Source organism: Pseudomonas corni (assembly GCF_057128765.1).
Map to the genome: position 1 here is coordinate 543920 of NZ_JBSKHW010000002.1, position 13537 is coordinate 557456.

At 58.8% G+C, this 13537-nt stretch carries 14 protein-coding genes; 5 read left to right on the forward strand and 9 right to left on the reverse strand.

The annotated features are described in order from the left end of the window. Nucleotides 1–67: 67 nt before the first annotated feature. Nucleotides 68–1069 (reverse strand): phosphate ABC transporter substrate-binding protein PstS family protein, encoded by a 1002-nt coding sequence (locus ACWKV9_RS06190; protein WP_483835191.1) that lies wholly within the window; start codon nucleotides 1067–1069, stop codon nucleotides 68–70. A gap of 153 nt (nucleotides 1070–1222) precedes the next feature. Then, on the reverse strand, nucleotides 1223–2515 hold the full coding sequence (locus tag ACWKV9_RS06195; protein WP_483835192.1) for an MFS transporter: 1293 nt from the start codon (nucleotides 2513–2515) through the stop codon (nucleotides 1223–1225). 382 nt (nucleotides 2516–2897) lie between these two features. Between ACWKV9_RS06195 and ACWKV9_RS06200 the strand changes: the two genes are divergently transcribed. Both ACWKV9_RS06200 and ACWKV9_RS06205 read left to right on the forward strand, forming a co-directional pair. Further along, nucleotides 2898–3299, forward strand: coding sequence for an acyl-CoA thioesterase (locus ACWKV9_RS06200; protein WP_331187845.1), 402 nt, complete (start codon nucleotides 2898–2900; stop codon nucleotides 3297–3299). A gap of 99 nt (nucleotides 3300–3398) precedes the next feature. Next, a complete protein-coding gene (locus tag ACWKV9_RS06205; protein ID WP_483835193.1) occupies nucleotides 3399–4325 on the forward strand; it encodes a D-hexose-6-phosphate mutarotase in 927 nt (308 codons plus the stop codon). Nucleotides 4326–4432: 107 nt separating this feature from the next. Here ACWKV9_RS06205 and ACWKV9_RS06210 read toward each other — a convergent pair whose 3' ends face one another. The 5 genes from ACWKV9_RS06210 to ACWKV9_RS06230 form a co-directional block, all read right to left on the reverse strand. Then, nucleotides 4433–4969: a DUF3299 domain-containing protein gene (locus ACWKV9_RS06210; RefSeq protein ID WP_483835194.1), complete on the reverse strand. Its 537-nt coding sequence runs from the start codon at nucleotides 4967–4969 to the stop codon at nucleotides 4433–4435. 79 nt (nucleotides 4970–5048) lie between these two features. Then, nucleotides 5049–5294: a GlsB/YeaQ/YmgE family stress response membrane protein gene (locus tag ACWKV9_RS06215; protein WP_483835195.1), complete on the reverse strand. Its 246-nt coding sequence runs from the start codon at nucleotides 5292–5294 to the stop codon at nucleotides 5049–5051. A gap of 204 nt (nucleotides 5295–5498) precedes the next feature. Continuing rightward, nucleotides 5499–6581 (reverse strand): 5-(carboxyamino)imidazole ribonucleotide synthase, encoded by a 1083-nt coding sequence (locus ACWKV9_RS06220; RefSeq protein ID WP_483835196.1) that lies wholly within the window; start codon nucleotides 6579–6581, stop codon nucleotides 5499–5501. A gap of 7 nt (nucleotides 6582–6588) precedes the next feature. Then, entirely contained in the window at nucleotides 6589–7080 is a 492-nt protein-coding gene (gene purE / locus ACWKV9_RS06225) for a 5-(carboxyamino)imidazole ribonucleotide mutase (protein ID WP_483835197.1), read from the reverse strand. 163 nt (nucleotides 7081–7243) lie between these two features. Then, entirely contained in the window at nucleotides 7244–8167 is a 924-nt protein-coding gene (locus tag ACWKV9_RS06230; RefSeq protein WP_483835198.1) for a LysR substrate-binding domain-containing protein, read from the reverse strand. A 290-nt stretch (nucleotides 8168–8457) separates the two neighbouring features. Here ACWKV9_RS06230 and ACWKV9_RS06235 point away from each other — a divergent pair, with 290 nt between their 5' ends. From ACWKV9_RS06235 to ACWKV9_RS06245, 3 genes are all read left to right on the forward strand, one after another. Further along, complete coding sequence (locus ACWKV9_RS06235; RefSeq protein WP_483835199.1) at nucleotides 8458–9882, forward strand: aspartate ammonia-lyase; 1425 nt, start codon at nucleotides 8458–8460, stop codon at nucleotides 9880–9882. Between the two features lie 312 nt (nucleotides 9883–10194). Beyond that, nucleotides 10195–11649 (forward strand): alanine/glycine:cation symporter family protein, encoded by a 1455-nt coding sequence (locus tag ACWKV9_RS06240; protein ID WP_483835200.1) that lies wholly within the window; start codon nucleotides 10195–10197, stop codon nucleotides 11647–11649. 17 nt (nucleotides 11650–11666) lie between these two features. Continuing rightward, nucleotides 11667–12671 carry an asparaginase gene (locus ACWKV9_RS06245; RefSeq protein WP_483835201.1) on the forward strand — a complete coding sequence of 335 codons (1005 nt, stop codon included), beginning with the start codon at nucleotides 11667–11669 and terminating at the stop codon, nucleotides 12669–12671. A 15-nt stretch (nucleotides 12672–12686) separates the two neighbouring features. Here ACWKV9_RS06245 and ACWKV9_RS06250 read toward each other — a convergent pair whose 3' ends face one another. After that, nucleotides 12687–12992, reverse strand: coding sequence for a helix-turn-helix domain-containing protein (locus ACWKV9_RS06250; protein ID WP_483835202.1), 306 nt, complete (start codon nucleotides 12990–12992; stop codon nucleotides 12687–12689). Further along, nucleotides 12985–13356: a type II toxin-antitoxin system RelE/ParE family toxin gene (locus ACWKV9_RS06255; protein ID WP_483835203.1), complete on the reverse strand. Its 372-nt coding sequence runs from the start codon at nucleotides 13354–13356 to the stop codon at nucleotides 12985–12987. Before ACWKV9_RS06255 ends, ACWKV9_RS06250 begins: the two co-directional genes overlap by 8 nt. Nucleotides 13357–13537 lie beyond the last annotated feature (181 nt).

Genomic DNA, 13537 nt, shown 5'->3' on the forward strand with positions numbered 1-13537 from the left:
GCGAGCCTCGATCCATAAGGCCTGCTTGTTCTTTTGAGCGGGGCGAACGGTTCGTCCCGCATCAGGGTTATTTAGCTACGACGCCCGCAGCACCTTCTTGTAATCCCAGATCAGCCAAGGCCTTGGAAACCACCTTGGCTGGAAGAGGAATGTACCCGTCTTTCATGACAACTTCCTGACCTTGCCTGGACAAGACAAGGCGAACGAACTCGGCTTCCAGCGGAGCCAAGGGTTTGTTCGGCGCCTTGTTCACGTACACATAAAGAAAGCGCGCCAGCGGATAAGTCCCGTTCAAGGCGTTGGTTTCGTTGTCTTCGACGTACTCGCCGCCTTCCTTCTTCGCCAGCGGCACAGTACGGACGCTGGACGTTTTGTAACCAATGCCCGAGTAACCGATGCCGTTCAGGGAGCTGCTGATAGAACTCACCACCGACGCCGAGCCGGGTTGCTCGTTGACGTTGGCTTTGAAGTCGCCTTTGCACAGCCCCTCTTCCTTGAAGTAGCCGTAGGTGCCAGAGACCGAGTTGCGACCAAACAGCTGAATCGACTTGCCCGAAAGATCCCCGGTCACGCCGACATCGCCCCAGGTTTTCGCATCGGTTTTGGCGCCGCACAGCCGGGTCGCTGAAAAGATCGCATCCACTTGCTGCAGCGTCAGGCCCTTTATCGGGTTGTCTTTGTGTACGAATACGGCCAGCGCATCAACGGCCACCGGGATGGCCGTGGGTTTGTAGCCATGTTTCTGCTCGAAAGCCGACAGTTCGCCGTCTTTCATTTTGCGGCTCATTGGGCCCAGCGTTGCAGTGCCCTCTGTCAGAGCCGGGGGCGCGGTGGAAGAACCTGCGGCCTGAATCTGGATGTTCACCGATGGGTATTCTTTCTTGTAGGCCTCGGCCCACATGGTCATCAGGTTGGCGAGGGTGTCGGAGCCGACGCTGGAAAGGTTGCCAGACACTCCGCTGGTTTTGACGTACGGCTTGATCGCCGGATCAACGGCGGCGACCACGTGGCCCGCTGCTACACCGGCGGCAACTAAAGTCAGTGCCGTCATCAAACGCTTGAGTGTCATGCCTTGCTCCTGGCGAGGGTAAACAAAAGAAGGCCGGAAGAATGATGGCCTTATGACTACTCTATGAAGGGAATATGACAAAAAGATGAAAGGCCGTTTCCTAACGTCGGATAACGGCCTTGCTCTAGCGTCGTGATAGCAGCGCGTTGTATCTCAGAGCGGCTTTCTCATCAGCAAATACACGCCGATCCCCATGCCTAGCGCGCAGAGAATCGCCACATACCAGGATGGCCCCATCGGGTTGGCCTTGAGCATGAAGGTCACCACCATCGGCGTCAGGCCGCCGAAGATCGCGTAGGCCAGGTTGTACGAGAACGACAAGCCAGAGAAGCGCACCGCTGGCGGGAAGGCTTTGACCATCACAAACGGCACGGCACCAATGGTGCCTACGAACAATCCAGTGATGGCGTACAGCGGATACAGCAAGTCCGGATGGGCGCCTACCAGGTGATAGAACGCCCAAGAGGTAATCAGCAGGCACAGCGAGCCGATCAGAAAGACGATTCCTGCGCCGAACCGATCCGCCAGCGCACCGGCCGCGATGCAACCCAGGCTCAGAAAGACGATCGCCAGACTGTTGGCCTTGAGCGCGACGGCTGGACTGAAACCATAGACGGTTTGCAGGATGGTCGGAGTCATCAGGATAACCACCACAACACCCGCCGACAGTAACCAGGTCAACGCCATCGACAACACTACGGCGCCACGGTGGTCGCGCAGTACCGCCTTGAGCGGGACTTCCTCGGCCAGTGCCTTACGCAACTGCAATTCAGCAAAAACCGGCGTTTCGTGCAGCCAGCGACGCAGATAGACCGACATCAGACCAAACACACCACCGAGCAGGAAAGGGATCCGCCAGGCGTAGTCCGACACTTCAATCGGGCTGTAGATGCTGTTGATGGCAGTGGCGACCAGCGAGCCGAGCAAAATGCCAGCCGTCAAACCGGAGGTGAGCGTGCCGCAAGCGTAACCGACGTTACGTGCGGGAACGTGTTCGGAAACGAATACCCACGCCCCCGGCACTTCTCCGCCGATCGCCGCGCCCTGGATCACGCGCATCAGCAGCAGCAACAGCGGTGCCCAGATACCGATCTGCGCATACGTTGGCAGCAGGCCCATGATTAGTGTCGGGACCGCCATCAGGAAAATGCTCAGGGTGAACATCTTTTTGCGGCCCAGCAGATCGCCAAAATGCGCCATGACAATGCCGCCCAGCGGGCGAGCCAGATAACCGGCGGCAAAAATGCCAAACGTTTGCATCAAACGCAGCCATTCAGGCATGTCTGCCGGGAAGAACAGCTTGCCAACCACGGCTGCGAAGAATACGAAAATGATGAAATCGTAGAACTCCAGCGCACCGCCCAAAGCAGACAGCGACAGAGTTTTGTAATCGTTTCGGGTCAGTGGGCGCGAAGGTTGCGCAGCACTTGAAGACACAGAGGACATGAAAATCGCTTCTCTTTTGAGGCTCAGTTGGGGCGAACGATCAATAGCAACGAAGGCCGAGGGTGTCGGCGACCCACGCGATTTATCGACTCGACTGTGCAATCGGGCATCAAAATTGCGTGCCAGAAATGGCGTGGTAGGCCAAATCGGTCCGGCACGATAGCAAATTGTTTCTAAATGCACATGGATAGAAACATCCACCGGTCAAAATGCGCTCCGGGCGGTCGAAGCTTCCGGCTTCGCCCGATATACTGCCGACCGCGACTCAGCCCCGGTCAGCGCGGGAAATTGTGCGAAAGCATTTAACCAAGTCGATTTCGCAGAGTTTCCCTTTTTTAAATGGTATCCACGGCTTTGAAAGTTGTGGGTCAGAGGCACAGGCATGATCGAGCTCGAACAAGAAGATCCAATTCCACAGGGCGATCTCGCTCTGCAAATCACCGCCCTCCCCCGGGAGACCAACGGTTTCGGCGATATTTTCGGCGGCTGGCTAGTAGCACAGATGGACCTTGCCGGTACCGCGATGGCCAGCAAGGTCGCCGCCGGACGCGTGGCGACCGTTGCGATTGATCGGATGGCATTTCTGGTCCCGGTCGCAGTGGGCGCGCAGCTATCCTTTTATACGCAGACGCTGGAAATCGGCCGCAGCTCGATTCAGATGATGGTCGAGGTCTGGAGCGACGATCCGCTGTCCAGCGAATGGCGCAAAGTGACCGAAGCGGTGTTTGTTTTTGTAGCTATCGACGGCAGCGGGCGGACCCGCTCGGTACCGGCCCGCCGATGACGGCTCGCTAACCGGGTTTCGTTGCACTTGGCATCGCGCAGTAAACTGATCAAGCTTGGCAAAGTTTGATTCAGTCACTGTCCTTCGAGTGAAGACCTTATGCCAACGCCGCAAACGCCTACGACACAAGTCGAATCCATCGTGCTCGATGAGCTCAACTGCTGGCGGATTAGCCACGGCCATGCCGAATTGGTGATCGCTCAACAGGGCGCCCACATCATCAGCTATCAGATTGACGGACAGCAGCCCCTGATCTGGTCCAACCCCGGTGCCGTGTTCAAGCAGGGCAAAGCGATTCGTGGCGGCATGCCGATCTGTTGGCCGTGGTTTGGCAATTTTCAACGCAATCCACAATCGGTTCAGGCGATGCGCCAGAGCACCGAGCCTGCCAACGCGCACGGAGAAGTGCGCGCCATCGACTGGGAATTGATGGGTATGGGCGAAGACGGTGACGCGCTGATCATCGAGTTCATCCAGCCACAGGCCGAAGGACAGTTACCCGGCTGGCCACACAAGGTGGGCTTGAAGCTGCACATCCGGCTGGATGATGCCCTGAATGTCAGCCTCGTGAGCTTCAACGCTGGCACTGAGCCCGTCACCCTGAGCCAGGCGCTGCACAGCTACTTCGCCGTCAGCGACGTGCATCAGGTCAGCGTCGAAGGCCTTGATGGGGTGAAGTATCTGAACACGCTGGTGAGCTGGGATGAAGAGAACATTCAGTCCGGCGAGTTGACGTTCAGCGCCGAGACCGACCGCATCTATCAGGACACGCCTGAGTTGCTGTCTATCGTCGATCCCGCCTGGAATCGCAAGATCCATATCCAGACGCTGGGCTCAAATTCCGCCGTGCTGTGGAACCCGTGGATCGAGAAAACCAAGACTTTCTCGGACATGGAGCCCGATGGCTGGAAAGGTATGGTCTGTGTCGAAACGGCCAACGTCATGAGCGACGTCGTGACGATTGCGCCTGATGAAATGCATGTGATGAGCGTGAGTGTTTGGGCTGAGCCCATCGCTACCGTGTGACGAGACTCCCTGTAGGAGCGAATTCATTCGCGAGACGTCGGTAGAGCCGTCACATCTCTAGCGTCTGCACACTAGCTTCGCGAATAAATTCGCTCCTACAGATCCATTCAAAGATCTGCTTCTGTCACCACCCGCACTTTCGAGGCATCCAGCGCATAGGCCGCATCGGCGAGGTCGTTATTGACCGTCTCGATTTTCAGCGCGCCAATCACCCACAACGGCGTGTAGATGTCCTCGATTTTCAGACCCTTCGGATAACGCACCAGCACCAGTTGATTGGGCGGCGGGGGCGGCACATGAATGCAGGCGCCTGGATAGGGGACGAGGAAAAACAACGTGCTGCGCCCCTTCGCATCTGTTTCCAGTGGCACCGGATAGCCACCCAAACGAATGTTTTTGCCGTTCATGGAAGGCACGGTTTTGGTCGAATACATGACGGCGGGCAGGCCCTTGCTCTGTTTCAAGCCACCCTTGCTGTCGAACGTCCCCTGAGCTTCCGGAGAGTTGTGGTCGATGTCGGGCATGGCTTCGAGAGCTTTCTGGTCTGATTTGGGCATCAGCGCCAGCCAGTCGGTTTCGGGGAGGTCAGCTGAGTGTGCGAGCCCGGAGACCAGCAACAGTGAAGCGAGGAAAAGACGACGCATTGAAGGCTCGGCGCGAGAAGTGATTTGGCCGGCATTCTAGCCCTCTGCGCCGAATTAGCGCAGAGGGCCGGTCACACAATTACTTCTTGCTGATCAAGCCGTAGATAACCAGCAGGACGATCGCGCCGACCAAGGCACCGAGGAAACCAGCACCCTCGCCCGCTTGGTAGATACCCAGCGCCTGACCACCGTAGGTGGCTGCCAGGGAACCGGCGATACCGAGCACGATGGTCATGATCCAGCCCATGCTGTCGTCGCCTGGCTTCAGGAAACGCGCCAGCAAGCCAACGATCAAGCCGATGAAGATGGTTCCAATGATTCCCATGTCATGCCCCTCTGTATGAATTAATACGCCAAAGCCTAGACCGGTATTGGCATCACGCTATGAGAGATGTGCGGGTGTGGAATGGTTCAATCGCATGGCAGAACAACTGTAGGAGCGCGCTTGCCCGCGATTGCGAAATGTCTTCACCACATCCGTGAACTGACACGACGCCATCGCGGGCAAGCGCGCTCCTACGCAGGCGCATTAATTCTTGATCAACGCCTCAACCAGCTTCACCTGACGATCCAGCGTCGCACGGTCGTGGCTGCGCACGGTGGCGTGGCCGACCTTGCGACCGACCTTGAACGCCTTGCCGTAGTGATGCAGATGGCAGTCGTCGATAGCGACAACCTTTTCCACGGCCGGCACTTCACCGATGAAGTTGAGCATCGCGCTCTCGCCGACCTTGGCCGTCGAGCCCAAAGGCAAGCCGGCCACCGCCCGCAGATGGTTTTCGAACTGGCTGCATTCCGCGCCTTCAGTCGTCCAGTGCCCGGAGTTGTGAACACGTGGCGCGATTTCGTTGGCTTTCAGACCGCCGTCCACTTCAAAGAACTCGAACGCCATCACACCAACGTAATCCAGCTGATTGAGCACGCGACCCGAATAGTCCTCGGCCAGGGCCTGCAGCGGGTGATCGGTGCTGGCAATGGAAATGCGCAGGATGCCGTTGTCGTGAGTGTTGTGCACCAGAGGGTAGAAACGGGTTTCGCCATCACGGGCGCGCACAGCGATCAACGAGACTTCACCGCTGAACGGCACGAAGCCTTCCAGCAGGCACGGTACGCTGCCCAGTTCCGCGAACGTGCCGACCACATCCTGCGCGGTACGCAAGACTTTCTGGCCTTTGCCGTCATAACCCAGGGTGCGGGTTTTCAGTACCGCTGGCAGCCCGATGCGAGCAACGGCGGCGTCGAGGTCTGCCTGGGACTGGATGTCGGCGAACTCAGGCGTCGGAATGCCCAGATCCTTGAACATGCTCTTTTCGAACCAGCGATCCCGGGCGATGCGCAGGGCATCGGCGCTCGGGTAAACCGGTACGAACTGCGACAGGAAGGCCACGGTCTCGGCCGGCACGCTTTCAAATTCGAAGGTCACCAGATCCACTTCATCGGCCAACTGACGCAAGTGGTCCTGATCGCCGTAATCGGCACGCAGATGCTCACCCAATGCGGCCGCGCAAGCGTCCGGCGCGGGGTCGAGGAAGGCGAAGTTCATCCCCAGCGGCGTACCCGCCAGAGCCAACATGCGACCCAATTGGCCGCCACCGATTACACCGATCTTCATGAAAACCTCAGGCCTGGCGCGGGTCTGGATTGTCCAGAACGCTGTCTGTCTGTTCAGCGCGGAATTTCTTCAGCACCGTATGATATTGCGGGTGCTTGGCGCCCAGAATACTGGCCGACAGCAGGGCTGCGTTGATCGCGCCTGCTTTGCCGATGGCCAGGGTCGCCACGGGAATACCGGCGGGCATTTGCACGATCGACAGCAGGGAATCGACGCCGGACAGCATCGATGACTGGACCGGAACGCCCAGCACCGGCAGGTGAGTCTTCGCGGCGCACATGCCTGGCAAGTGGGCGGCGCCACCTGCGCCAGCGATGATCACCTCGATGCCACGGCCTTCGGCCTCTTCGGCGTACTGGAACAGCAAGTCCGGGGTGCGGTGAGCCGACACCACTTTGACTTCATACGGAATGCCGAGCTTTTCCAGCATGTCGGCGGTGTGGCTAAGGGTGGACCAATCGGACTTGGAGCCCATGATCACGCCAACCAGTGCGCTCATCGTCGTGCCTCTTCATCGAGCGCCCGCAGGCGCGTCTAAAAACAACAAGCCACGCGGGAGGACCGGCGTGGCTTGTCGTACGAATGATGACCGGTGCAACCGGCCAAAGGCCGCGCAGTATAGCGCAAAGCGATGCGTTTAAAGCACCCCCGACGACCTTCTGTCAGGAGGCCTTTTCCGACTCGATTTGCGCCGCGCTTTCAAGCTTGCGCCACAGCAATCGCACGTTTGCTTTACGCACCAGGGCGCAGCGGTAAAGACGAATCTCCAGTGGCACATGCCACTGCGTACCGCCGCAGATCACCAGCTCGCCACGGGCAAGCTCCGAAGTGATGCTCAGCCTGGGAACCCAAGCGATGCCAAGGCCCTGGAGCGCCATGCCTTTGAGGCTGTCAGCCATCGCCGTTTCATAAACGGTGGTGAAACGAACGCTGCGTTGCCGCAACAACAGATTCACCGAGCGCCCCAAAAATGCCCCCGCGCTATAGGCCAGCAACGGCACGCTGTTTTCGCCTTCCAGATCGAATAGCGGGTTACCGTCTGCGTCCGCGGAGCACACCGGCAGCATTTCGGTCATGCCCAGGTGCAGCGAGGGGAATATCTCGGCGTCCATTTGCAGGGCCGCGTCCGGGTCGTAAAAAGCGAGCATCAGATCACACCCGCCTTCGCGTAGCGCATGGACCGCGTCACCCACGTTGGTGGCGACGAGACGCGTAGCGATGTTCAGCCCTTCGTCGTTGCGCAGCTGGGCGATCCAGCGTGGAAAGAAGCTCAGCGCCAGGGAGTGCGCTGCGGCGATCTGCATGACCTCGCCCTGCCCGCCCTCAAGGTGATGCAGATGCCGCAAGACTTCACCGAGTTGCTCAACCACGGTTCGCGCAGTCACTAAAAACAGCTGGCCTGCCGCCGTCAGCTCGATAGGCGTGCGCGACCGATTGACCAGCGTCAGCCCCAAGGCCGCTTCGAGGCTGCGAATGCGCCGGCTGAATGCAGGCTGGGTCACGAATCGACGCTCAGCCGCCTGGGAGAAACTGCGCGTGGCGGCCAGAGCACTGAAGTCCTCCAGCCATTTGCTTTCTAGGTTCATTGTGTTCTCACAGGTGATCACTGCCATTCAATTGTAGGAGCGCGCTTGCCCGCGATTGCGGAATGTCTGCACCACATCCGGCGATTGGCACGTCCCATTCGCGGGCAAGCGCGCTCCTACAGTGGTACGTGCGTAACCGTTCATACGCTCGTCACATTCGGAACGTCACATCAACATTATGCCGTTTGGGCATAGGCCAGCGCTTAACAGCATTGGTCCGAAATTGCGCGCAAGCCTAGTATTCAAGGCGTTCCGGCTTAGTCCGTGCCCTCCTTGAGACTTTCTCTATCATGTCCTGCGCTGCATCATTTCGCACCGAAAAAGACTTGCTTGGCATTCTCGACGTTCCCGCTGAGGCCTATTACGGCATCCAGACGCTGCGGGCGGTGAACAATTTTCACCTCTCCGGCGTCCCGATTTCTCATTACCCCAAGCTGGTCGTGGCACTGGCCATGGTCAAGCAGGCAGCGGCCGACGCCAACCATGAGCTCGGTCATCTGAACGGCGCCAAACACGCGGCCATCAGCGAAGCGTGCTCACGCCTGATTCGCGGCGACTTCCACGATCAATTCGTGGTGGACATGATTCAAGGTGGCGCGGGCACTTCGACCAACATGAACGCCAACGAAGTCATTGCCAACATCGCCCTTGAAGCGATGGGCCATGAGAAAGGCGAATACAAGTACCTGCACCCCAACAACGACGTGAACATGGCGCAGTCCACCAACGACGCCTACCCGACCGCGATTCGTCTGGGTTTGCTGTTGGGCCACGACGCTCTGCTCGCCAGCCTCGACAGCCTGATCCAGGCGTTTGCCGCCAAAGGTCAGGAATTCAGCCACGTCCTGAAAATGGGCCGCACGCAGCTGCAGGATGCAGTGCCGATGACGCTGGGCCAGGAATTTCGCGCCTTCGCCACTACGCTCACCGAAGACCTCAATCGCCTGCGCACCATGGCGCCGGAGCTGCTGACCGAAGTCAACCTGGGTGGCACTGCCATCGGCACCGGCATCAACGCCGATCCGGGCTATCAGCATTTGGCTGTTCAGCGTCTGGCGGCCATCAGCGGTCAACCTCTGGTGCCGGCGGCCGACTTGATCGAAGCCACCTCCGACATGGGCGCGTTCGTGCTGTTCTCCGGGATGCTCAAGCGCACTGCCGTCAAACTGTCGAAGATCTGCAACGACTTGCGCTTGCTGTCCAGCGGTCCGCGCACTGGCATCAATGAAATCAACCTGCCAGCGCGTCAGCCGGGCAGTTCGATCATGCCGGGCAAGGTCAATCCCGTGATACCGGAAGCGGTGAACATGTGCGCTTTCGAAATCATGGGCAACGACTTGGCGCTGACCATCGCAGCCGAAGGCGGCCAGTTGCAGCTCAACGTGATGGAGCCATTGATCGCCTACAAGATCTTCGACTCGATCCGCCTGCTCCAGCGCGCCATGGACATGCTGCGTGAGCACTGCATCGTCGGCATCACCGCCAACGAGGCACGATGCCGAGAGCTGGTCGAGCATTCGATCGGTCTGGTGACTGCGCTGAACCCCTACATCGGCTACGAAAACGCGACCCGCATCGCCCGTATCGCATTGGAAAGCGGGCGCGGCGTGCTGGAACTGGTGCGCGAAGAAGGGTTGCTGGATGACGTCATGCTCGCCGACATCCTGCGTCCGGAAAACATGATTGCTCCGCGATTGGTGCCACTCAAGGCTTGATCGCGCCATCGCTACAAACGATCACCAGGCTGAGGGTCTAGACACCCCTCGTCCTTTTGAGGGCCGCAAGCTTCGTGCTTCAGGCCCTTTTTTTTGCCTGGATGTCTGGGAAAGACCCACTGATCGCGTGCTTTCTGTAGGAGCCAACTTGTTGGCGAGAGGCTGTTGCCGCGTGTCAATTGGAACGGCTCGCGAACAAGTTCGCTTCTACAGAAACATCCGCAGCTATCCAGCGGTCAAGAAATCCGCTTACAGACGCCAACCCCACGCACCGGTATAGTGCGGCCCCTCAAAAACAGCGAGGACTATTCAATGCTTGAAGTCATCAACGACTTCCTCTCGGGAAAGGTACTGATCGTGCTCATCGTCGGGCTCGGTGGGTATTTCACGATCCGCTCGCGTTTCGTTCAATTGCGCCACTTCTTTCACATGTTCGCCGTGTTCCGCGACAGCCTGCGTAGCAGCTCGGGTCAATTGAGTTCGTTCCAGGCGCTGATGTTGAGCCTGGCCGGGCGCGTGGGCGCGGGTAATATCGCCGGTGTCGGCATCGCCGTGACGCTGGGCGGCCCGGGCGCGGTGTTCTGGATGTGGGTCACCGCTCTGGTCGGCATGGCCAGCAGCTTCTTCGAATGTTCCCTCGGGCAGCTGTATAAGCGCTGCGATTCCGATGGCCAATATCGCGGCGGTCCTTCGTACTACATTCAGCACGGTCTCGGTAAACGCTGGCTGGGCATGGTGATGGCGGTATTGCTGCTGGTGACGTTTGGTTTCGCCTTCAACGGCCTGCAATCCCACGCCGTTACGCACTCGCTCAACGATGCGTTCGGCGTGTCGCCCACCTACGCCGGCATCGCGCTGGCCGCCTTGCTCGGGCTGGTATTCATCGGCGGCATCAAGCGCATCGCCGCTGTTGCAGACTTACTGGTGCCGGTGAAGACGCTGGTCTACATCGCCGTGACGATCTACGTGATTGCCGTGCAGTTCGAACATGTCCCGGAAATGCTGCTGACCATCGTCAGAAGTGCGTTTGGCCTGGACCCGGTATTTGGCGGGTTGATCGGCAGCGCTATCGTCATGGGCGTGAAGCGTGGCGTGTTCGCCAACGAAGCAGGCCTGGGCAGTGCGCCCAACGTCGCGGCCGTTGCCCAGGTCGAACACCCTATCGCGCAAGGCGTGGTGCAAGCGTTTAGCGTGTTCCTCGACACCTTCGTCATCTGCACGTGTACAGCGCTGCTGATTTTGCTGTCCGGCTTCTACACGCCGGGCTTTGAAGGCGACGGCATCGCTCTCACGCAAAACTCGCTGGCAGCGGTTGTCGGTGATTGGGGCAAGCTGTTCATCAGCGTGGCCCTGTCGTTGTTCGTTTTCACTTCGATCCTCTACAACTACTACCTGGGCGAAAACAGTCTGCGCTTCCTGATCGGCGAGAACCGTAAGGCGTTGATCAGCTACCGCGCATTCGTGCTGGCGCTGATCCTGTGGGGTGCGGTCGAAGATTTGGGGACCGTGTTCGCGTTTGCCGACATCACCATGACGCTGCTGGCATTCGTCAATCTGATCGCGCTGGCCATGCTGTTCAAGATCGGTTTGCGTATCCTCGGCGACTACGACGACCAGCGTAAGGCAGGGATCAAGACCCCGGTTTTCGATTCGAGCAAATTCCCGGATCTGGACCTGGACTTGCAGGCATGGCCCAAGCCCGGTAGTGCGCAGGTTTCTGCCAACGCAACGATCGCAACGGGTAAACCGGTCGTCGACGCACGTTAATCATTCAGGGGAAAGAAATGAATCGCGAACGGTCTGCAGCGGCTAAACACGTGAGGGTGCTCTACACAGGGGGCACCATCGGCATGCAAGCCAGCGAGAATGGGCTTGCTCCGGCTTCGGGCTTTGAGGCGCGCATGGCTGAGCAACTGGCCGCCCTGCCCGACCTGATCGTGCCGCAGTGGTCCTTTCGCGAAATGTCGCCCCTGATCGACAGCGCCAACATGACGCCCGCGTATTGGCAGCGTTTGCGTGAAGCGGTGGTCCAGGCGTGCGATGTCGACAAGTGTGATGCGGTGCTGATCTTGCACGGCACCGATACGTTGGCCTACAGCGCAGCAGCCATGAGTTTCCAACTGTTGGGATTGAATGCGCCGGTGATGTTTACCGGCTCGATGCTGCCGGCTGGCGTGCCGGACAGTGATGCGTGGGAAAACGTCAACGGCGCACTGACCGCGCTGGGACAAGGTCTGGCGACGGGCGTGCACCTGTTTTTCCACGGCGAGCTGTTGGCACCGACGCGTTGCGCGAAGATTCGCAGCTTCGGGCGCAACCCATTCGCCGCCTTGAATCGCTCGCGCGGAGGGGAAGCTGCGTCGCAACTGCCATCTGCGCTGGATTACCGCCAGCCGAAAAGCCTGTCCAACATCGCCGTCATGCCGCTGTTCCCCGGCATCGGCGCTGCACAGATCGATGCGTTGATCGACAGCGGCGTCCAGGGTTTGGTGCTGGAATGCTTCGGCAGCGGCACAGGCCCCAGCGACAACCCGGCCTTCCTCGCGAGCCTGAAACGTGCCCATCAGCAAGGGATTTGCGTGGTCGCCATCACCCAGTGCCATGAAGGTGGCGTTGAGCTGGACGTCTACGAAGCCGGCAGCCGCTTGCGTGAAGCAGGCGTTTTGTCTGGCGGCGGCATGACCCGCGAAGCCGCGTTCGGCAAGCTCCACGCCCTGATCGGCGCAGGGCTTTCGCAAGAAGACGTGCGCCGGTTCGTGGAGCTGGATATGTGTGGGGAGTTGCGCTGAGGCTTGACTGCGCAATCAGATGATCGCTTGCAGCCCCTTCGTTGCTATCACATTTAAAAGCTTCAGCGCGGGGCCTGCCGGTCTGCTGTCCCCCTGCTCCCATTTACGGATCGTGGAAGCGGTCGTGTTCAGATGCAGCGCAAACACAGGCTGACTAAAATTCAGGGCCAGTCTCAAATCTTTTATGTCTATCGCGCTTAGCTCCCTGACAGGAGTTGGGCAAACCGCCTCGAATTCCCGCATGGTGACTTTACCAATTGCACCGATCTGATGAAGCTCGGCGATGTCTGCCCGTAAGGACTCGATGATTTTGCTAGTCACAAACTACTTCCTCCAACGTACCAGCTTGCAGGGCCAGGTTTAGGGCATCACTCGACAAGCTCAGGAAAACTTTGCCCGCATAGCGCAGTGCTTTTTTCTCTTGCGCCTTGACATTAGCCCGGGCGCCTTTTGCAAATCCAAACAGGAACACATAGCGACTTCCTAACTTTGCTGAGAGTAACGTGCGATAGCCGCCACTTTTTCCTCCGCCCGCACGAGCCACTCTTTTCTTGTACAGGCAGCCGCCGAGATCGGCATCGATCAGACCGCGCTCCATTTCGTTGATAGCCTCACACAAAACGCTGTCTGAAAACGCCTCACCAGCCTGCCACCTCGCAAAGTCCCTTCGCTTCAAAACTCCCATCCTTTGACTCCAGTGATATATACCCGTTACGGGTATGTTTTGTCGATATTTCCAAGAGGCAGCCTCCGGCTTGAAAGTTAGCCAAAAAACCGTAGCCGTTGCAGTTTCAAGCGTTAACAATTGCTACGGCCAGGGCTGATGCAGAGCCCGGCACAACACTTGCTGCCTCTGCGATCAACCA